The sequence below is a fragment of the Nocardia spongicola genome, from assembly GCF_047200775.1.
Taxonomy (GTDB): domain Bacteria; phylum Actinomycetota; class Actinomycetes; order Mycobacteriales; family Mycobacteriaceae; genus Nocardia.
The window spans coordinates 1,117,282-1,137,961 of the sequence record NZ_JBJZOO010000001.1 but is presented as its reverse complement, the minus strand read 5'-3'; the positions used below and the strand labels follow the sequence as shown (position 1 = coordinate 1,137,961).

The following is a 20,680-nucleotide window of genomic DNA, read 5'->3' as shown; positions in this document are numbered from 1 at the left end:
CATATGACCTGCTTCGCCACCGGCCGCTCGGCCGGCATCTTCGTCCGAGCCGCCGTACTGTCGCTGTGTCTGGTATTCGGATCGGGCACCTTGCCTGCCGCGCAAGCACAACCCACGTACCTGGCCTATCTCGATCTGCCCGAGGTCAACGGGGACGGGACCGGTGCGGGCGGCCTCAATCCGCTGCTACCGCTGGAGGAATCGGCTCTCGCGCAGGCAGTGCGGCAGGCGCGGGCCGCAGGCGTTGCGCCGCGCCGATACGCGACACTGCTGCAGCAGTACTGGTTGGTGGTCGCCACCCGCAACGCTGATATCGACTTGGCCGCATGGGATCCGGGCCGCGGCGCACAGGCCAATGAACGCACCTTCGTTCAGGTGTACGTCAATTATCTGCGGTTGACCACTGAGCATCCGGGGTTCTACTGGGCAGGCCTGGCCGGGATCGCGGGCGGATCGTTCGCCTCCGGATTCTTCGATATGGACGATGTGGGCGCGGTGCTGGACGTACCTGGTATCCATCGGCTCGGTAACGCGGTGGCCGATGTGATCCGTGCGACCCCGCCGGATCCGGTGCGCGCCCTACCGGAGGACATCCGGCTACTGGCTACCGAGGGTGCGCGCCTGAGTGCTGAGGATATCGCTTGGTACCAGCACCGGTTGATGATCATGCAGAAGCACATCTTCACCGATCTGGTTCCGATGCACGAGGCGTACCTCGCGCTCGGTATGCCGGGGATCGAGGAGATGTACGAGGCGGGGGTGCTCGACGACGATCTGCGCACCGGTTGGCACTCCCTCGCCGCGGGTACTGAGGACGGCTATATCGATGCCCTGATCCGGATGACCGATCGGGAGCAGAACCGCGTTATCGCGGACCAATGGGACGAGACCGCGGCAGGCCGCGCACCCATCGGCCGGGTTCTCACCTATGTCAGCACTGTCGCAGGCAAACCCGCGGTCCCCGGCGTCCGCGCACCCGGTGTATTCGCGCCTACGGTGGTGCGTGCCGAGGTCGCGGGGCACAGTCTGCTCCTTCGTACCCCGCTGCCCGCCTTCAACTGGGCCGATCGCGTCGACCGATGGGATTACATCACCGCCGATCTGGTGCCGCGCCACATCGACATGGTGACCGATCCGGTCCTGGCGAGCGCAGTGCTCGGCGAGTCGTTCCAGAGCATGCTCGCCCGTGGCCGCCTCGCCGCACGGCTACCGGACCTGCTCGCAGATCTGACCGCGCAGTGGCAGATTGTCGGATGACCCCGTCTGCCGGACGGTAGCCGGGGTGAGTGAGATAATCCGGGTACTCGGACGGGTATCCTCGAAGTGTTATGCGGATATTCCGCGTGTCCTACACGGAATGTCCAGTGCCAGGGTATAGACCTCGATACATGTGCTCGCCGGACCGATCACCGCGATCGGTGGGAGGTCCGGACGCGAGTACGCGCATCGACGAAGGATTTTTCGGATGCATTGCCCGTACTGCCGACACCCGGACTCCCGGGTCGTGGACTCACGCGAGGCCGACGAAGGCGCGGCCATTCGCCGTCGTCGCGCGTGCCCGCAGTGTGGGCGACGGTTCACCACGGTGGAAACCGCGATCCTGTCCGTGGTCAAGCGGAGCGGGGTTACCGAGCCGTTCAGTCGCGAGAAGGTCATTCGTGGCGTGCGACGAGCGTGCCAAGGCCGGGAAGTCGACGATGACGCGCTGAACCTGCTGGCACAGCAGGTGGAAGACACCGTGCGTGCCACAGGTGCTCCTGAGGTGCCGAGCCATGAGGTGGGCCTGGCCATCCTCGGGCCGCTGCGTGATCTGGACGAGGTGGCTTACCTGCGGTTCGCCTCGGTTTATCGGTCGTTCACCTCCGCCGAGGATTTCGAACAGGAGATCCAACAGATGCGTCAGGCGCGTGCCGAGGCGTTGTCGGCCGCCGACTGACTCAGCGCCGCACTCCCGCGATCGCCTTCTCGATCCGCTTGGCCGATACGGGGAAGGACGTGCCGACCTGTTGTGCGAACAGACTGATGCGCAGTTCCTCGAGCATCCACCAGATATCGGTGATCGCTCGGGTGTGCCTTCGGTGCTCCGGTAGCGAATCGACCAGGCGGTTGTAGGAGGCCAGTGCCCGGTCGAGTTCGGTCATCCCCTGACGATCGCGCGCTGCCGAGCCGGGCAATGCCTGTAGGCGCAGCAGCGCCGCCCGCAGATAGCGGGGCAGCTCGCGCAACCTGATAGCACCCCATTCGGAGATGAAACCACGGAACACCAGGTTGTCGAGTTGATCACGCACATCCTCGGCGATATCGCGCTCGCGGACCTGTGCCAGTGTGGCCGAAACCTGGTTGGCGGTAGCGAGAACCGGAACCACCGAACGAAGAACACTGGTGACGGTGGCGGTGAAATCAGGGCGGATCCGGGCGAGGAGCGCGTCGAACTCCGCCGGGTCACGCACCGGACCACCCGCGGCGGCGAGGAGTTCGTCAGCGGCAGCCGCGCGGCAATCGTCCAGTAGTGCCTCCAAGGAACCATAAGGATTCTGGCTCAGTGCAAGCCGATCCGCGGGCGACAGGCCTGCGGTGACGGCACGGGCCGATACCGGCAAGGCGTGTAGCAACAGCGCTCTGGTGCCAGAACGCATCGCGGTGGCCTGCTCGGCGGGGGAGCTGAGCACCCGGACCGCCACCCCTTCGCCCTCGGCGACCAGCGCGGGATATCCGGTAACGGTCTGCCCGGCCACTGTCCGGCGCACCGTCGGCGCGACGGTGCCGAGTGATTCGGTGGTCCACACAGTGGCAGGCGGGCGTTCCACCCCGGCGGCAGCCTTGGCGACCGATGCGGATACTTGCTCGGCCAGACCGTTTTTGAGCGCGGCGAGGCTTTTGCCGCGAGCCAGCGTGGCACCGTCGTCGCCGATGACCGCGAAGGTCATCCGCAGGTGATCTGGTAGTAGGGCAGGATCGAAGTCGCTCGCAGCGATCGGAACCGAACCGAGGCGGGACAGCTCGCGCGCCAGTCCGGTGCGCAGCGGCTCCGCGCGCGGGGTCACCGCGGCCAACGCGGCGGCCGCGAAATCGGGCGCCGGAACGACGCTGCGGCGCAGTGTTTTCGGCAATGTCTTGATCAGCGCGGTGGCCAGCTCGGCGCGCATGCCCGGCACCAGCCAGTCGAAGCCGACGGCACGGACATGGGCGAGCTGCTCCACCGGGATCCGCACGGTGACGCCGTCATCGTCATTGCCCGGTTCGAACTGGTAGGTGAGCGGGAAGCTGAGCTCGCCTTGCCGCCAGGAGTCGGGAAAGTCCGATGGGTCGAGCGTGGCGGTGCCCTCGTTGATCACGGTGGCAGTCGAGAAGTCGAGCAGCGCGGGATCAGCACGGCGTGCGGTGCGCCACCAGCTGTCGAAATGCCGTACCGAGACGATATCGGCGGGCAGGCGTTTATCGTAGAACTCGTATAGTGCCTCGTCGTCGACCAGAATGTCCCTGCGACGGGCCCGGTGCTCCAGATCGGCGACATCGTCGAGTAGCGCGCGATTGCGGTGGAAGAATTGGTGTCGGGTTTGCCATTCGCCCTGTACCAGGGCATGTCTGATGAACAGTTCGCGAGAGAGCTCGGGATCGATCCGGCTGTAATCCACCGGTCTGCCGGTGACCAGCGGGATGCCGTAGAGAGTGACGCGCTCGTAGGCGCGCGCCGTGCCGCGCCGTGCCGACCAGTGCGGTTCGGCGTAGGTGCGTTTTACCAGGTCGCCTGCCAGTCGTTCGGCCCATTCTGGCTCGATCTTCGCGGCGATCCGGCCCCATAGGCGTGAGGTCTCGACCAGTTCGGCCGCCATGACCCAGCGCGGTGGTTTCTTCGCCAGCGAGGAACCAGGGAAGATCATGAACTTGGCGTTGCGCGCGCCGAGGAACTCCTTGGTTTCCGCCTCCCTGACCCCGATATGCGACAGCATGCCCGCCAATAGCGCCTGATGGATCGCGGTGGCGTCCCAGGCAACGCTGTCGTCCGTTACCGCGACGGTGCCGGGCGGGTCGCTTTTCCCGCTGCGCTGTCCGTTATCTCGGGGCTGTCTGTTATCTCTGGTGCGCGCAGGCTTGCCCCGGTGTTTTCTGCCCGCTGCCCCGCGCTCCGGTCCGGAGACATCGGACGGGTCCCGTGCGGTATCTGTTTCCCGCGGCCGCGTCGACCAGCCGAGCCCCTTGGTGATCGTGCGCAGTTGCCCGTGCAGATCCTGCCACTCCCGGATTCTCAGATAGTGCAGGAACTCCTCCCGGCACAGGCGCCGGAACTGATTGGACGATAACGTCGCGCGCTGACCGCCGAGGTAGTCCCACAGGCGCAGGTAGGTCAGGAAGTCCGAGCCCTCGACGGTGAACCGGGCGTGTGCGGTATCGGCGGCCTGCTGCTGTTCGGCGGGCCGCTCCCGGACATCTTGGATCGATAGCGCCGCGACGATGACAAGCAGGTCGGCCAGGCAGCCGTTGCGCTGTGCCTCCACCAGCATTCGAGCCATCCTCGGATCGACCGGCAGCTGGGCCATCTCCCGCCCGATCGGCGTCAGTGTCAGACCGGCTTCGTCGCCGGGATGCGACAGGGAAGCGGATTTACCGCTGCCGCGTGCCTGCGCGCTGTGTTCTCCGGGGTGTGCCAGCGCGCCGAGTTCTTCGAGCAAGGCGATGCCGTCGCGGATAGCGCGCCGTTCCGGCGGCTCGACGAAGGGAAATTTCTCGATGTCACCGAGTCCGAGCGCGGTCATCTGCAGAATGACCGCGGCAAGATTGGTGCGCAGAATCTCGGGTTCGGTGAAGGCGGGCCGGGATTCGAAGTCCTCCTCGGAGTACAACCGGATGCAGATACCGTCGGCGACCCGGCCGCAGCGGCCGGAGCGTTGCCGCGCCGAGGCCTGGGACACCGGTTCGATGGGCAGTCGCTGTACCTTGGTCCGCATCGAATACCGCGAGATTCGCGCGGTTCCCGGGTCGACGACATACCGGATGCCCGGCACCGTCAGTGAGGTCTCCGCCACATTGGTCGCCAGCACTACTCGTCGCCCGGTATGCGGAGCGAATACCCGGTGCTGTTCGGCCACGGATAGCCGGGCGTAGAGCGGGAGGATTTCGGTGCGCGGCAGCCGCAGATCACGTAGCGCGTCGGCAGTGTCGCGGATCTCACGTTCGCCGGACAGGAACACCAGTACATCGCCGTCACCCGCGGCGAACAATTCGGTCACCGCGTCGCAGATCGCGTCTATCGGATCACGGTCGATGATCCGGGTGTCCGGATCATCCTGGTCGGTCTCGCCTGCTGGAAGCTCCAGCGTGAGTGGCCGATAGCGGATCTCTACCGGGTAGGAGCGGCCGGAGACTTCGACAATCGGTGCCGGAGTCCCCTTCTCATCCGCGAAATGCCGGGCGAACCGCTCCGGATCGATGGTCGCCGAGGTGATGATCACCTTGAGATCGGGTCGACGGGGGAGCAATTGCGCCAGGTAACCGAGCAGGAAATCGATGGTGAGGCTGCGTTCGTGTGCCTCATCGATGATGATCGTGTCGTAACGACGCAGCAGCCGATCACGCTGGATCTCGGCGAGCAGGATGCCATCGGTCATCAGTTTGATCAGCGTGCGTTCGGAGGCCTGGTCGGTGAATCGCACCGTGTAACCGACGACATCGCCGAGTTCGGTGTCGAGTTCCTCCGCGATGCGTTCGGCTACGGTGCGCGCGGCGAGCCTGCGTGGCTGGGTGTGCCCGATAGTGCCGCGGATACCCCGGCCCAGTTCGAGGCAGATCTTCGGAATCTGGGTGGTCTTGCCCGAGCCGGTCTCGCCCGCGACGATCACCACCTGATGCTCGGCGATAGCCGCGGCGATATCCTCGCGGCGGGCGGTGACCGGCAATTGTTCCGGATAGCGGACCTGCGGTAATGCGGCGCGGCGCGCCTCGACCTTACGCTCGGCCGCCGAGATCGCGGCCTCGACTTCACTCAGATCGCCCCCGCGTACCCGGTCCAGTCGCCGACGGAGCCGGTGTTCGTCACGAAGCGAAAGATTCGCCAGGCGGGCCCGGAGGGTGCGGAAATCGGTGGCGGCTGGCGTGATCATTGCATCGATCAGAGTACCGAAACCCGCTATCGAATATTCCGCCAGGAGGTGCGCCGGGGCGCGGGCAGACCCGGCCATTCGGTAAATAACCCGGTTTCCGGTAAAGATGGGGGCATGAATGCGCTATGGCATGGTTTTGCCGACATGGGCGCCGTCGAGCGAGACGGCGCGTTCGCGGTCGCCCGTGGTGACGGCGCTTATATCTTCGACAAGGCAGGTAAGCGGTACCTGGACGCGACAGCGGGTCTGTGGTTCGCCAATGTCGGGCACGGGCGCGGCGAGATCGCCGATGCGGTCGCCGCCCAGCTGCGTACGATCGCGCACTACTCCAATTTCGGTGATCTCGCCGCGCCGGTCACTCAGGAACTGGCCGAGCGACTCGCGGATCTGGCCCCGGTGCCCAACAGCAAGATCTTTTTCACCTCCGGTGGCTCAGACTCCGTCGAGACCGCGGCCAAGCTGGCGCGACGGTACTGGCACGAACTCGGAAAGCCGGATAAGACGATCGTGGTCGGCCGGCGGATGGCCTACCACGGTATGCACGTCGCGGGCACGGCGCTGGCGGGCATACCGGGCAACCGCGAGGGCTACGGGGAACTGATGCCCGCGGCCAGAACTGTCGAATGGGACGAGGCGAAAGCCTTGCTCGCCCTGATCGATGAGGTCGGTGCCGAACGTATCGCCGCGTTCTTCTGCGAACCGATCATCGGCGCAGGCGGTATCTATTTGCCACCGCAGGGCTATCTCACCGAGGTGCGCCGGATCTGCCGTGACCATGACATCCTGTTCGTCGCCGATGAGGTGGTCACCGGTTTCGGCCGGATCGGCGGAGCGTGGTTCGCTTCCTCCAGGTTCGCGCTCGAACCCGACATCATGACCACCGCGAAGGGGTTGACCTCCGGTTATCTCCCGATGGGTGCGGTATTCATCGCCCCGCGTGTGGCGGAGCCCTTCTTCGCGGGCGGTGTGTGGTGGCGGCACGGTTACACCTACGGCGGCCACGCGGGCGCCGCCGCGGCGGCCATGGCCAACCTCGACATCATCGAGCGCGAGGGTTTGCTCGATGCCGCTCTACGTCTGGAAAACAGCCTGCACAAGCAGCTTTCGGTACTCGCGGACCATCCACGGGTGGCCGAGGTGCGCAGTGGGCTAGGGGCGGTCGCCGCGATCCAGCTGGCCGACCCCGCCGAAGGCTTGCCGCTGGTCAAAACACTGCGCGCGCACGGTATCTCCGGCCGTGCCGCGGGCCAGGGCGCGATGCAGATCTCTCCGTCGTTCGTCATGACCGACGACCAGGTGGCCGAACTCGTCGACGGATTCCATCGCGCACTGGGCTGACGGCGCGGCCGGGCGGCTCTGTTGTCCTACCGCTCGGCCGTATCCCTGGCTGTTCACATATCGTCGCGGGGCAGGGCACGGGTCATGAACACGCTGTAGGGGTCTGGACGATAGTCGCCGAACGGGGCGCAGTAATCGAAGCCGTGCGCGGCATAGAGCCGCCGAGCGGGCTCGAAGAAGTCCGGTGATCCGGTTTCCAGGCTGAGTCTGCGATAGCCGCGGGCAGCGGCTTCGGTGAGGAGATGGCGCAGTAACAGTGTGGCGATCCCACGGCGCCGGTGCGTCGCGGCGGTGCGCATGGACTTGATCTCGGCGTGTTCACGGGTGTGGTGTTGGAGGGCAATGCAGCCGGCCAGAGTGTGTTGTTCGTCCCACCCGGTCCATACCGTGATGGCGGGGTCGCGCAGTGCCGAAAGCGGCCGGGCGTGCACGCTCTCCTGCGGCGAGTGTGCGGCCATATCGGCGAGGTGCTCGGTGAGCAGGGCAGCGATCTCGGGTCCGGTGAGATCGTCGACGATGATGCGCAGACCACCGTTTTCTACGGTGGCAGTGGATTGCTCGTTCTTGCGGGCCATATGCCCATCATCGCGGGTTGTCCGGCGGTCTGCCCGTTCGTCCGCCATCGAATGGCTCTGGTATCGGGTGCGGTGTCACCGGAAAAGAGCACTCCGACCACAACGAGATGCGAGCATGGTGAGGTAACGGTTGCCGGCTGCCGTGGCGAGAGGCGGTGGGGCGTGGCGCAATTCGTACAGGAATACGCCGCACTGCGGTGGGCGATGGTAGCGGCGTTCCTGGTCGCTTCGGCAATTGTCGTGGCACGGGTGACGGCGTTCGCGGTGTCACTACCGGGTCCGTTCGATCATCCGGCCGAAGCGGGAACCCACTCGTCGCGGCCACATGCGGCCGGGCATTCCGAATCCGATGCGGCGCATTTGGTGATGTGCTCGGTGATGCTCGGCATGCTGTTGTTTCCCTCCGGTGCGAACCCGCACATGCTGCACGGTGTGCTGATAGCGATGGTCGTGGTCTTCTCCGGGCTGCTCGTAGCTCGTGCGGCAGAGCACGTCGCGCAGGGCAGGTCATTGCCCATCGGCCAGGTGGTTCCGCTCGGATATCACACCGTGGCCGCCGCTGCGATGCTCTACGCGATGTCCGGTCATGCCGGCGGCCACGCAGGCGGTCCTGCTGCTGGTCCAGCACTCGGTCTCACGGCGTTTTTTCTGCTCGATGCGGTATTCGTCGCTATCGCTGCCCGCTTCGCGGCTACCCGCGGGTCCGCGCGGGGAGCACTCGGATCGCTGATTCGTTGCGGTGGATACGTCGCAGCGTGTACCGGACCCGTCCGGACCCGGGAGGTATTGCCCCACCTGGTGATGGACATGGGTAGCGCCTACATGTTGGTTGCCGCGGTTTTCGGTTGACCGGGGACCAATCCGGTTCCCTTTGTATACCGAACCCCTGTTTATGCAGGCACGGGATTCGGCCACCGGCGACGAACACGGCTCTGCTCCAGTAGATCGGCCCGATGCTCCGTCACCGGAGCCGGGGGAACCGGATGGGGTCGGGTTCGCGTGTCCGCTACCTGTCGAGTACAACCCGACACCGGCCCGGCTCATGACCCGCAAACTGATGGCATTGCTCGTGGCGACCGGTGCGGGTGATCGTGTCGCTTTCACCGAGTTCTACCGCCTCACCAGCTCGCGGGTATTCGGGTTGACGGTACGCATCCTGCGCAGTTACGCCGCCGCGGAAGAGGTGACCCAGGAGGTCTATCTCCAAGTGTGGTCGATGGCCGATCGTTACGACGCCACATTGGCAAGTCCGGTGGGGTGGATCATGATGCTTGCGCACCGGCGTGCGGTGGATCGGGTCCGCGCGGAGAGTTCGGCTGCCAACCGGGATTTGGTCTACGCCTACGAGCAGCTGGGCCGCGATCATGACATCGTCGCCGAATCGGTGACGCAGCGTATCGAAGAGCAGCAGGTGGTGCGCTGTCTGCGGACGCTGACTCCCACCCAGCGCGAAGCCATCGCGCTGGCGTACTACAGCGGGCGAACCTATCGTGAGGTCGCCGACCAGCTCTCGGTGCCGTTGCCGACGATCAAGACCCGTATTCGTGACGGGCTGAAGAGATTGGAGAAGTGCTTGTCCAGAGAAGGCACCGATGGCTGACATCCCACCGCAGTCGGATGCGGACCTCATCGATTTCGCTTATCCATGCGCACTGGACGCGGTCGCCGATATCGAGCGCAGACGGATAGATGCGCGTTTGGCCGGCGCGGACCCTGCCGTGCGGCAGGCATTCTCCGATACCGTCTGGCAGGTGCGCGACATCATGGGGCGGCTGACCGTGCTCGACGAGTGCGTGCCGCCACCCGGTTTGGAAGATCGCATTCTGGCGGCGCTGCCCGACCGGCGGGCCGGGAAGCGGGTCGTGCGGGCTTCATCGTGGCGTGGGCCGCTGTGGTGGGCGGTGCCGATCGCCACGCTCGTGTGTCTGATGTTCGGCGCATGGCGAATGACCAGCCGTGGCACCGGTTCGCCGCCGGATCGGATGGCTCTGCATTAGGTACGCGCCCTGGCTGTCGTTCGTGCCAGAGCTAGATCTCCACCGTATGAGCGGCGGCGACGCGCCCGCCGAGCCGCACCCAGCCATCGGAGTCCCACTGGGTGAACAACTGGGAGCCCTGGCCCTGGGTGATGATCAGTCCTTGCCGCAGCAACGCGGTCAATGCCACAGCCGCGGCGCCGGTGGCCTCGTCTTCGGCGATACCCATGATGGGGGCGAACATGCGTGAGCGCAGCGCACCGCGACGTTCGTCGATCCAGGTCCACAGATAGTGCGGACCGCCGGGAAAGTCGTCCGCTCGGAGCGCGGCCAATTCCTCGGCGTCGGCGAGCTGGTGGAAGGTGAACTCGGGTGCCCAGGCACCGCGCGCGGTGATCCAGGTCAACCCGTTGGTCAGCTCCACCGTCACCGGACCGGCGGGAACGACAAGGGTCCGCACCGGGGTGCCGCGGGAAGCGAACCACCATGCCGTACCTACCGATGGATGCCCGGCGAATGGAAGCTCCAACAGGGGGGTGAAGATACGGACGTCTGCGACGCCTGCCACCGGTTCCTCGACTACTACCGTTTCGCTGTACCCGGCTTTCGCGGCCAATGCCTGTCGATCGGCTTCGGCCACCTCCTCGGCCTTGGCGATACCGAGTTCATTGCCGAACCGCCCGGTGGCGTCGGTGAATACTCGCACCACATCAACCTGTGTGCCCATATGCGCTGAGCCTACTCGGTGCCATGGGTGCGTCGCTGTTCGAATCGGCAGGGAAACCGACGCGGCCCCGTATGCCGGACGGGGCCGCGTCGGAGCTATCAGATCGCGGCCGTGCTGAGCGTTTCGGTCGATTGCACCGCCTGCCCGACCCCGGCCACGATGGCGGCAGCGCGCAGTGATTCGAAGATCACTTCGCGGGAAATGCCTGCCTCACGCAGCGTGTGTTCGTGTGCCTCCAGGCAGTGCGCGCAGCCGTTGATCGAGGAGACCGCGAATGACCAGAGCTCGAAATCGACCTTGTCGACACCGGGAGAACCGATGATCTGCATGCGCAGCCCGGCCCGAAGATCGTCGTAGCGGCCGCCGAGGAACGCCTTGCCTCGATAGAACACGTTGTTCATGCCCATGATCGAGGCCGCGCCGAGCGCGGCGTTGTAAGCCTCGGCCGACAACACGTCGGCGGCTTCTTCGGCGATCTCCCGCAGCGTGGTCGTCGACTTGGTCGCCGCGGCCGATGCCAGCAGGGTGCCCCACAGTTGCTGCTCGTTCAGCACGGTGGTCCGTGCCATCGATGACAAGTTGAGCTTGAGGTCCTTGGCGTACTCGGGAAGGGAGTTCTTCAGGTTCTCAATGCTCATTCGACAGTTCCTCTGTTCATTCTCGATCAGCCCCGTAGGGATATCGTTTCTCGGTGGTTTCCGCGTGGTAGGCGACTATGTGGCGCACCAGGGAAACTCCGGATGCGCCACGATTTTCAGACGCTGGCGGCCAAGAGCTCACCGGCGTCGATGGTCGGGTCGCCCTTCTTCCAGTTGCAGGCGCACAGCTCATCGGACTGCAGTGCGTCCAGTACGCGCAGCACCTCCTCGACATTGCGACCCACCGACCCCGCGGTGACCGATACGAACTGGATTTCGTTGTTCGGGTCGATGATGAAGGTGGCGCGGTCGGCGACGCCGTCGGCGTTCAGCACACCGGTAGCCGTGGCGAGTTCGCGCTTGAGGTCCGAGAGCATAGGGAAGGGAAGCGTCTTGAGGTCCTCGTGCTGAGCGCGCCACTGGAAGTGCACGAACTCGTTGTCGACCGATGCGCCGAGTACTTGTGCGTCACGGTCGGCGAACTCCTCCTCGAGTTTGCCGAACGCGGCGATCTCCGTGGGGCATACGAAGGTGAAGTCCTTCGGCCAGAAGAAGACGATCCGCCATTTGCCCGCATGGTCGTCGCTGGTGATCTGGGTGAAGTAGTCATCTGGCTGCTGAGCGTCGACCTTGGACAGGTCACCGCCGATGACCGCGGTGAGGTTGTATGCCGGGAATTGGTCGCCGATGGTCAGCAGGGCCATGTTCGTCTCCTCGTCATGTCGGATTGGCAGCTCGTGCGGAAAGCTCTCAACAGATCTTGCCGAAAGGGCAGTAAAAGGTAAAGGCGATCAGTCGAACTAGACTGATAGGCGTGACTGATCAGACTTATCAGCCAACCCTGTCACAGCTGCGTGCGTTCGTGGCGATCGCGGAATATCGTCATTTCGGCACTGCGGCAGCCAGACTCGCTGTGAGCCAGCCCACGTTATCGCAGGCACTCGCGGCGCTCGAAAACGGCCTCGGGCTCCAGCTGATCGAACGGAGCACCAGACGAGTGCTGGTGACCGCCGCGGGGATGCGCTTGCTTCCCAACGCGATAGCCACGCTGGAGGCTGCCGACCGTTTCGTCGCCTCAGCGGCTGGTGACGGACTCGGCGGCACGCTTCGGATAGGCATCATTCCGACGGTAGCCCCCTACGTCCTGCCCGGGCTGTTGCCCGATCTGCGGGAACGATTACCCGCGCTACGCCCACAGATCGTCGAGGATCACACCGCACGGTTATTGGACAGCCTGCGCACCGGCGTACTGGATGTCGCGCTACTTGCGGTCCCCAACAATATGCCCGGTCTGGTCGAGCTCCCACTTTTCACCGAAGAATTCGTGCTGGTCACCCCGCACGGCCACGAACTGGCCGGACGCACCGATCTTGCGGTGCAGATACTGGATGCGCAGCCGTTATTGCTGCTGGACGAGGGGCACTGTCTGCGCGACCAAACCCTGGAGCTGTGCCGCTCGGCCGACGCCAACCCCGCCGCTGTCGGCGATACCAGGGCCGCTTCCCTGACGACCATCGTCCAATGCGTCGCCGGTGGACTCGGCGTTACCCTGATTCCGGAGATGGCTGTCGCGGCGGAGACCGCTCGCGGCGCACTGAGTGTCGCGCGTTTCGCTGATCCAGCCCCCGGCCGTACTATCGGCCTGACTTTCCGCGCTTCCAGTGCGCACGCCGAGGACTACGAATATCTGGCCTCCCTCATCGGCGCCGATCGGCCGAGGTAGGGGCGGTCCGGTCCGTGCCGCGCACACTAGGCGTCGATAGCGGTATCCGGGATCTTTTTCGCATACGTCATTGTCTCCGCGAGCAGGTCGGCGGTCGAAACCAGCTGTTCCGGCGTGTGCCGAGGTCAGGAAGAACCGCAGTCGTTCCTGACCCGCGGGGACTGTCGGCGTGATGATGAAAGTGACATAGACGCCGTATCGCAGCAGTGCGGAGGAGGCGAAGGCGGCGCGGAGCTCGCCGGGCATTCCGTAATGTTCGCGGATGCCGTAGCCGTGTGCGCCGAAGACCCCGATCGAGTGGGCTTCGTCGACCATGACCGCGCAGTCGTATTCACGGGCGATGGCCGCCGCCTCGGCTATCGCCTGGCGCTGGATGGCCATCGCCACTTCGGATGGTCGGCGAACTGTTTGCCCGGTCCCCGGCGTCGGCGCGACGACGCTGTCGGCCGCACGGGTGTCACCGGCGTGGTCTTCGGCGCCGAGACTCGCGATGCTGCCGCAGCAGATGCGGTCTCGGTGGCGGTGCCGGAGGTACCGCTCGCCAGTAGCCTGCGTGCCAGATCCTGTGCTGATCAGGTCATACCGGAACCTGCATCGTGGTGTCGGTGTCGGTGTCGGTGTCGGTGTCGGTGTCGGTTCCGGATGGTGCGTCCGGTAGCGCTACCGGACCGGCGCTTCCGAGGACCGCCTCTGCCACCGTGGCACCTGCCTGTTCCAGGCTGAACGACCGCCCGAGCTTCAGCGACATCAGGTCGACGTCGAGGGATTGGCTGACCGTGGTGGCGAATTCGACGGCCATGAGCGAGTCCAGTCCCAGTTCCGGTACGGGTACGGTCAGGTCGATCGACTCCGCCGACACTCCCATCACCGACGCCAGCTGTTCGGCGAGCATCCGCGCGACCACCTCCTTGCGCTTGGCCTCGTCGAGGGCGGTGAGTTCGGCCCGCAACCGGGCAGTGGCCGAATCGTGCTGTGCCGCTGCGGCGACCAAGCCTTCGGTCCGGCCGATCTCCCCCATATGCACTCCAGTATTGTTCGCGACCCGGCTCCAGTTGATCGGGAAGATTTCGCCCCTGGTGGCATTCAGGCGCATCGCCTGCTCCATGTACACCGGCCCCTCGTCCATCTCCATGGTGTCGAATCCGATGGTGACCAGGTAGCGAGAGAAGCTCTCGTCGTCGGCCAGCATGCCCGCGCCGACCATATGACCCCAGCCGAACGCCCGTGCGGGCGCACCTTGCCTGGCCAGCACCTCCGCGTAGGTTTCCACCGCGAGGTTGGCCGCGCTGTAGGCATACTGGCCGACAGCACCGAAGATGACGGAACCGGAGGAGAAAAGGACGAATTCGTCCAGCTGTGCCCCGGCCGCTTGGACGCCCTGCCACAGGGCGTGTGCCCCTGGCAGTTTGGGTTCGAACACTCTGGCTATATTGGCGCGGTCCACACTGCGGATGCGCTTGTCGTCCAGCACACCCGCGGTGTGGAAAACGCCCTTCAGCGGATGCTCGGGGGTGTCGGCGCGCGCGATCACCGCGGCGATCGCCTCGACATCGGTCACATCGGCTGTCTCGGTGGTCACCTCGATACCCTGCTGCGCCCAGGCGGTGAGCTGGTCGCGGGCACCGTCGGTGGTGGGGCCTCGGCGGCCGAGCAGGGTCAGATGCCGAGCGCCCTTGCCGACCAGCCAGCGCCCGACGGCAAGGCCGAAACCACCGAATCCGCCGGTGATCAGGTATTGCGCATCGGCATCGATGACCACTTCCGGAAGTCTCGGCCGCACCAGCGGCGCTTCCTCGGCCATGTTCAGGACCACGCGGCCGACCTTGCTCGAGCGCGCGACTTCCTCGAAGGCACGCCCGACATCAGCGGTGCCGTAGAGCTCATAGGGCAGCGGTCGATAGGTGCCGTTATCGAGGAGACGAATCGCCTCGCGGATGTGCCGAAGAGGCCGCTCTGGCCGCCGCAGCATCAACCGGTCGAGGTCGACCGAGAAGTACGCCACGTTCTTGATGAAGTGTCGCAGCTCGAGTACCCCGCCGAAGTAGGTGTCGGCCTTGCCGAGCTCGAGAATGCGTCCGAATTCGGCGACCGCTTCGAAGTTATGGATCAGGATCTCGCCGGGGGCGGTGCTGACCACCACGTCCGCGCCCTGACCATCGGTGAGTGCGAGCACCTCATCGACGAAGTTCAGTGATCGGGAGTTCACCACATGATCGGCGCCCTGCTCCAGCACGTAGGCGCGGCGCTCGTCGGTGCTCGCGGTGCCGATCACCTGTGCGCCGTAGTGTTTGGCGACCTGCACCGCGGCTGTGCCGAGCCCACCGGCCGCACCGTGCACGAGTACCGTCTCTCCCGGCTGTAGCCGGGCCACCTCGTCCAGCGCATACATCGCGGACAGGAACGAGATGGAGCTACTGACCTCGCCGGGGTCTATATTCTCTTTGGTAACGAACATGTGGAATACTCTGTCCACGCTGAGGGTGTTGTAGCGGCGCATCATGTCCTTGCAGATGATGGAGACCGGGTCGCCGATCTTGAAATCGGTGACACCAGGACCGACGCGGACGATCACGCCCCCGCCCTCCATACCCGGCTCCACGCCGTGGAAAGTCCCGCCGAGTTCCCGATCGCCGAGCACGCCCATGACCTTCATCGCATCCTTGTAGTTGAGGCCGAGCGTGATCATCCGTACCTCGGCCTCGCCGGGGCCGGGCGCACGCCGGTCGCATCGCCGCCACCCCAGTTGCGTAAGGCTCCTTGTCTTGGGCAGCTCCAACCGGAAGTTGACCTCTTGGTCGGTCAGTGGCACCGGTTCTTCGATGGCATCGAGACGATCCTGCAGCGTGCGTTTCACCACTGTGACCCATCGGCCTCCATCGTGCAGGAACACCTCATCGGCATGGTCGAAGGTGAACGCACCGGGGATGGTCAGTTCCGTGGCGAGATCAGTATCGGCGACATGCCCATCGAGATCGATCAACCGCCAGCGTGACCAGGGTTGCTCGTTGAGCATGACGCGACGGGCACCGGCCAGCGCGGTCTGGCTCGGGTTCGGTGCCATGTCGGCTTGCGGATGGGTGAATGCGTTCTGGGTGACCAGCGAGACGTAATAGCTGTCATCGCCATAGCTGGCGACTTCGAATTCGCCCACAACTTCCCGTTCGATCCCGTGCTCGGCCTGCCAGGTCTGGAGGAAGTCGTCGGCGGCCACCGTGATACGGCGCAGGGTCCACAGATTGTCCATATCGTTGTAACTCGCGCCCGAGACCACCACCAGATGCAGCCGTTGGGCACCCGGCTGTGTACGAGCCGCCCGCAGCCGTTCGGTCAGTGCGGTTTCCAGATCCTCGCGGTCCGGATCGCCGACGACGAATAGCTCGGTGCCCGCCGAACCGGGTGTGCTGACCCGCAGGATCTGCTGCGCGCTCGGGGTCGGGACGGTGTCCATCACCACGATCAGGGTGTAGAGATCCTCGGTCGCGGGCAGGGTGGCTGGATCGATGGGATCACGCATCTCCCAGACTTCTTCGTAGAAGAAGTCGGTCATCCGCTGCATCGGGGCGGGCCGCGGTGCGATGGACCCGAATTTCAGCCCGATGACCTGCATGCAGGTGTTGTGGTCGGCATCGAGCAGGTCGATATCCGCGACCGGTTCGTTCGCGGCGCTCGCGTGTTCGTCGGTGGGGCGCAGCCGGGCCACCACGGTGATCTCCTCCGGCAACGGGGCCAGCAACCGCACTTGGCGGACCTCCACCGGGACCAGGGCACCGTCACCGGATGTGGCGCTGGCTGCCAGCAGGGTGGCCACGGTCTGCAACGCGGCGTCGACGACCGCGGGATGTGCGGCGTAGCGACCCTCGTCGGAGAGGGTGCCATCCACCGTGGCCACCACCGTGTCGCCGGAAACCCGCAGCGCGGTGGCGCGTTGGAAGGCGGGCCCGTACTCCAGCCCGCTCGCGGCCAGCATGGCATAGAAACCGGCCGGATCGATGTCGATCATCGACGTGGTGGGCGGGACATCGATCTCGGTTGGTTCGTAGGTGCTTTCGACCAGCCGTCCGGTGGCATGGATCGTCCACACCGTGCCAGCCATGGCACGGGAGCGGATGGTGAAGCGGCGGGTCGATTCCTCCAGATCCAATCGCATGAGCGGTGTTTCACCATCGTTGATGACCAGTGGAGCGACGAACCGCACATCCTCCACCCCTATGCCCATCGACCCGGTGCGTGTCAGCGCGGTGCTCAGGGCCGTGTCCAGATAGCCCGTACCCGGCAGGATACGGGTGCCGCCGACCACATGATCGACCAGCCACGGCAATTCGGTGGTGTTCAACTGCAGTTGCCAGTTCGTGGTCTCGTCGAGAAGTTGATCGCCAAGCATGGCGTATCTGTCGGGGATACCATAGCGGCGAATCTGGTCATGGGGCAGTACGTTGCGCAGGTGGGTGTTCTGCCATGGGTAGACCGGCAGGTCGATATGCGGGGTCGGGGACGGTAGATCGGCGAACAATCCCTCGATATCCAATGCCCCGGCCGCATACAACCCGGCGACGGTTTTCCGGATACTGTCGGCATCGTCCTGTTTGCGGTTGAGCGTCGCGACGGTGGCACCGGTCTCACCGGCCGCACGCAGCACCTCACGAATATTGGCCGCCAGCACCGGATGCGGGCCGATCTCCACGAACACCCGGCTACCGTCGCGGATCAGCTCGCGGGTCGCATCAGCGAAACGCACCGCTTGACGCACATTGCCGCACCAATACTGCGCATCCATCCCCGCCTCGGTCAGACGAGCACCGGTGACGGTGGAATACAACGGGATCCGCGGCTTCCCCGGCCGCAATTCCGCCAGCACGGTGCGTAGCTCATCGAGGATCGGGTCCATCAAATGGCTGTGATAGGGCACCTCCACCTGCAGGCGTTTGGCGAACAACCCCTGCTCGGTGAGGGGTTCGGCGATCTCGTCGAGCCGGGTGATATCGCCGGCCAGGGTCACCGCCGACGGGCTGTTGACCGCCGCGACATCCACCCGGTCGTCGCAGGCGATGAGCTCTTCGACCTCGGCCAGCGGCAGCCCGACTGCGAGCATGCCCCCGGACTCGGCGGTCGTGGCCTGTAACCGCGCCCGGTGATAGCCCACCAACAACGCATCATGCAGCGACAACACTCCGGCCACATAGGCGGCGGCGACCTCACCGACACTGTGGCCGACCACTGCCGCCGGACGGATACCCAACTGGTCCAGTTCGGCGCACAACGCTACCTGTACCAGGAAGTTCCCCGCCTGCGCGACCACAGTGGTCGTCGCCTGCGACTCGTCTTCCGGCCGTAGGAGTTCCTTGATGATCGACCAGCCGGCGATCTGCTGGAATTCCTTATCGATGCGGGCGGCCTCGGCGGCGAACACCCCGTCGGCTTCCAGCAGGCCGCGGGCCATGGCCCACCACTGCGGGCCCATCCCGGTGAACACGAACACCGGCTCGGCCACCTTGCCGGCCACCGCCCGGCTCGCCTGCCCGGTGCCCTCCGCGAACTCGAGCAACCTCTGTACCAGCTCGATGTCGTCGGCGAAGGCGATTCCAGCCCGGAACGGATGATGATTACGCCGCGTCCACGCCGCCTCGGCCAGCAGACCCACTTCGGCACCCTCGGCGATGCGTTCGGCGAATCCGCGGGCGAGATCCCGCACCGCCTGCTCACTGCGCGCCGACAACGGCAACACCCCGTAATGCCGAGGAGTGCGCACCTGCCCGTTGCCGCCGGGATGCTCCGGTGGCCGATACTCCTGCAAGATGGCATGTGCGTTGGTGCCGCCATAGCCGAAACCGTTGACCGCGATGGTCATCCGATCCACCTCAGGCCCCACCGACTCGGCCTCCAACTGCAACCGCAGATTCAGCTCGTCGAACGCGATATCCGGATTGGGGGTGTCGAACCAGTACTGCGGGGCGATGGTGCGATGTGAGATCGCCAACGCCGACTTGATCACACTCGCGATTCCCGACGCGGCCTCGCTATGCCCCAGCTGGGTTTTCACCGACCCCACCCCCAACGGGGACGTGCGTCCGGTTACCGCGCCGTAGGCCCGCCCGATGGCCCGCAGCTCCAACGGGTCTCCCACCGGGGTGCCGGTGCCGTGCGCCTCCACATAGGTGACCTGATCCGGTGTGATCCCCGCACGCCGGGTCACTTCTTCGGCGAGTTGTTCCTGCAGATCGGCGTTCGGCACGGTGATCGCGGTGGTGCGCCCGTCCTGATTGGACCCGGTCGCCTTCACCACCGCGTAGATCCGGTCCCCGTCCCGCTGCGCGGCATCGAGTTTCTTCAACACCACCATCCCAACGCCCTCGCCCCGGCCGTAACCATCCGCGGACGCGTCGAACGCCTTACTGCGCCCATCGGTGGCCAGGAAGCCCCCCTTGCACATCGACACGAAGGTCTCCGGCTGCGCCAGTACGGTCACCCCACCCGCGACGGCCATCTCGCAGTCACCGTTCTCGATGCCCTGGCAGGCCAGATGAAACGCCACCAACGATGACGAACACGCGGTATCCACCGTGATGGCCGGGCCGACCAGATTCAGCACATACGCCAACCGGTTGGAGATCATCGTGTACGACGCACCCGAGGCCGTATGCATATCGGCATACGGAAGTGCGAAGGTATTCAGGATGATACCCATCTGGTCAACGGTGAACGCGCCGACGTACACACCGAGCGAGGAGCCCGAGAGCCTGCCCGCGATCCCGGCGTCGTCGAATGCCTCCCACGCGGTCTCCAGCACCAACCGCTGCTGCGGATCCATCGTGGATGCCTCGCGTGCCGAGATCCCGAAGAAGTCCGGATCGAACGCCCAGGGATCACTGGCCATGAACGCTGCCCGCTTGACATACATATGGCCCGGTGTGCGCCGGTCCTGGTCGTAGAAGCGCCGCCAATCCCAGCGCTCGGACGGAATTTCGCGCACTCCGTCATGCTTGTTGACCACGAAATCCCAGAACGTTTCCGGGGATTCGATACCACCGGCATAATGACAGCCGATACCGACAATGGCAATATCAGACAAAATTCACTCCTGAGTCGACGTCGCCCTCTGCGCCTGCTCATTTCTGCTGTGTGGCAGTTTTATGATGCAGAGATTTCAATATATAGGGATTGTAATGAAATTCCCCAGGTATCTTCCTTGCCCCCGGGTGCTTCAGAAGAATCTATCATCAGATGTGGAAGAAGTGAGATTTCAAAATGGTTACGCGAGAATATGCTCGCGATATTTTTGTTATCTCTGATCTTGCCTTTGTGTTTCGGTTTTCTGCCGCGTTACGCGCGTAGCGTGTGCGGTTCGATCGCATCGTGTACCAGTGCCCGTGCGTCGATTGTCTCGGGCTTGTATGGCAGCAGGGCCAGGTGGTCGGTCATTCCCTCGACCGGGTTGTCGATTGTTTCGATCAGTCCGGACAGGAACGACCATTCGTGTTCGTTGTTGTCGTAGTGCATGATGGTGCCGAGCTGTTCACGGAAACGCTGCCAGGACTGCTTCAGGGTTTCGTTGCGTTACATGGTCGCGCGTCCCCGGCTCGGGCGCTCAGCACGCCGCTTGGTGTGAGC

Annotated in this window: 14 protein-coding genes; 7 read left to right on the top strand and 7 right to left on the bottom strand. The window is 64.9% G+C overall.

Annotated elements, in window-relative coordinates; all coding sequences use genetic code 11:
* Positions 1–3: 3 nt before the first annotated feature.
* Positions 4–1,257, top strand: a complete 1,254-nt coding sequence (locus tag ACL02S_RS04895; RefSeq protein WP_412801037.1) for a hypothetical protein — start codon at positions 4–6, stop codon at positions 1,255–1,257.
* Between the two features lie 208 nt (positions 1,258–1,465).
* On the top strand, positions 1,466–1,936 hold the full coding sequence (gene nrdR / locus ACL02S_RS04890; protein WP_412801036.1) for a transcriptional regulator NrdR: 471 nt from the start codon (positions 1,466–1,468) through the stop codon (positions 1,934–1,936).
* A gap of 1 nt (position 1,937) precedes the next feature.
* On the opposite strand, the gene hrpA is transcribed toward nrdR, so the two are convergent.
* Positions 1,938–6,098 carry an ATP-dependent RNA helicase HrpA gene (gene hrpA, locus ACL02S_RS04885; RefSeq protein WP_412801035.1) on the bottom strand — a complete coding sequence of 1,387 codons (4,161 nt, stop codon included), beginning with the start codon at positions 6,096–6,098 and terminating at the stop codon, positions 1,938–1,940.
* Between the two features lie 114 nt (positions 6,099–6,212).
* On the opposite strand from hrpA, the gene ACL02S_RS04880 reads away from it, so the two are divergent.
* Positions 6,213–7,436, top strand: coding sequence for an aminotransferase family protein (locus ACL02S_RS04880; protein ID WP_412801034.1), 1,224 nt, complete (start codon positions 6,213–6,215; stop codon positions 7,434–7,436).
* A 53-nt stretch (positions 7,437–7,489) separates the two neighbouring features.
* Here the strand turns inward: ACL02S_RS04880 and ACL02S_RS04875 are convergent, their stop codons facing one another.
* Positions 7,490–8,059: a GNAT family N-acetyltransferase gene (locus ACL02S_RS04875; RefSeq protein WP_412801033.1), complete on the bottom strand. Its 570-nt coding sequence runs from the start codon at positions 8,057–8,059 to the stop codon at positions 7,490–7,492.
* Between the two features lie 114 nt (positions 8,060–8,173).
* Here ACL02S_RS04875 and ACL02S_RS04870 point away from each other — a divergent pair, with 114 nt between their 5' ends.
* From ACL02S_RS04870 to ACL02S_RS04860, 3 genes are read left to right on the top strand one after another with little or no spacing between them, the layout of a single operon-like run.
* Complete coding sequence (locus tag ACL02S_RS04870) at positions 8,174–8,860, top strand: DUF5134 domain-containing protein (RefSeq protein ID WP_412801032.1); 687 nt, start codon at positions 8,174–8,176, stop codon at positions 8,858–8,860.
* A gap of 43 nt (positions 8,861–8,903) precedes the next feature.
* The gene (sigK, locus tag ACL02S_RS04865) at positions 8,904–9,611 is read left to right on the top strand and encodes an ECF RNA polymerase sigma factor SigK (protein WP_412801031.1); all 708 of its coding nucleotides are present in this window, start codon (positions 8,904–8,906) and stop codon (positions 9,609–9,611) included.
* Complete coding sequence (locus ACL02S_RS04860) at positions 9,604–10,008, top strand: RskA family anti-sigma factor (RefSeq protein WP_412801030.1); 405 nt, start codon at positions 9,604–9,606, stop codon at positions 10,006–10,008. Before sigK ends, ACL02S_RS04860 begins: the two co-directional genes overlap by 8 nt.
* 31 nt (positions 10,009–10,039) lie before the next feature.
* On the opposite strand, the gene ACL02S_RS04855 is transcribed toward ACL02S_RS04860, so the two are convergent.
* The 3 genes from ACL02S_RS04855 to ACL02S_RS04845 form a co-directional block, all read right to left on the bottom strand.
* Positions 10,040–10,714, bottom strand: coding sequence for a PhzF family phenazine biosynthesis protein (locus tag ACL02S_RS04855; RefSeq protein WP_412801029.1), 675 nt, complete (start codon positions 10,712–10,714; stop codon positions 10,040–10,042).
* A gap of 98 nt (positions 10,715–10,812) precedes the next feature.
* Positions 10,813–11,352, bottom strand: a complete 540-nt coding sequence (ahpD, locus tag ACL02S_RS04850; RefSeq protein WP_412801028.1) for an alkylhydroperoxidase, AhpD family — start codon at positions 11,350–11,352, stop codon at positions 10,813–10,815.
* A gap of 116 nt (positions 11,353–11,468) precedes the next feature.
* A complete protein-coding gene (locus ACL02S_RS04845) occupies positions 11,469–12,056 on the bottom strand; it encodes a peroxiredoxin (protein WP_412801027.1) in 588 nt (195 codons plus the stop codon).
* A 110-nt stretch (positions 12,057–12,166) separates the two neighbouring features.
* Between ACL02S_RS04845 and ACL02S_RS04840 the strand changes: the two genes are divergently transcribed.
* Positions 12,167–13,075, top strand: coding sequence for a hydrogen peroxide-inducible genes activator (locus tag ACL02S_RS04840; RefSeq protein ID WP_412801026.1), 909 nt, complete (start codon positions 12,167–12,169; stop codon positions 13,073–13,075).
* Positions 13,076–13,652: 577 nt separating this feature from the next.
* On the opposite strand, the gene ACL02S_RS04835 is transcribed toward ACL02S_RS04840, so the two are convergent.
* Positions 13,653–20,141 carry a type I polyketide synthase gene (locus ACL02S_RS04835; RefSeq protein ID WP_412801025.1) on the bottom strand — a complete coding sequence of 2,163 codons (6,489 nt, stop codon included), beginning with the start codon at positions 20,139–20,141 and terminating at the stop codon, positions 13,653–13,655.
* A gap of 251 nt (positions 20,142–20,392) precedes the next feature.
* The gene (locus ACL02S_RS04830; protein WP_412801021.1) at positions 20,393–20,569 is read right to left on the bottom strand and encodes a hypothetical protein; all 177 of its coding nucleotides are present in this window, start codon (positions 20,567–20,569) and stop codon (positions 20,393–20,395) included.
* Positions 20,570–20,680 lie beyond the last annotated feature (111 nt).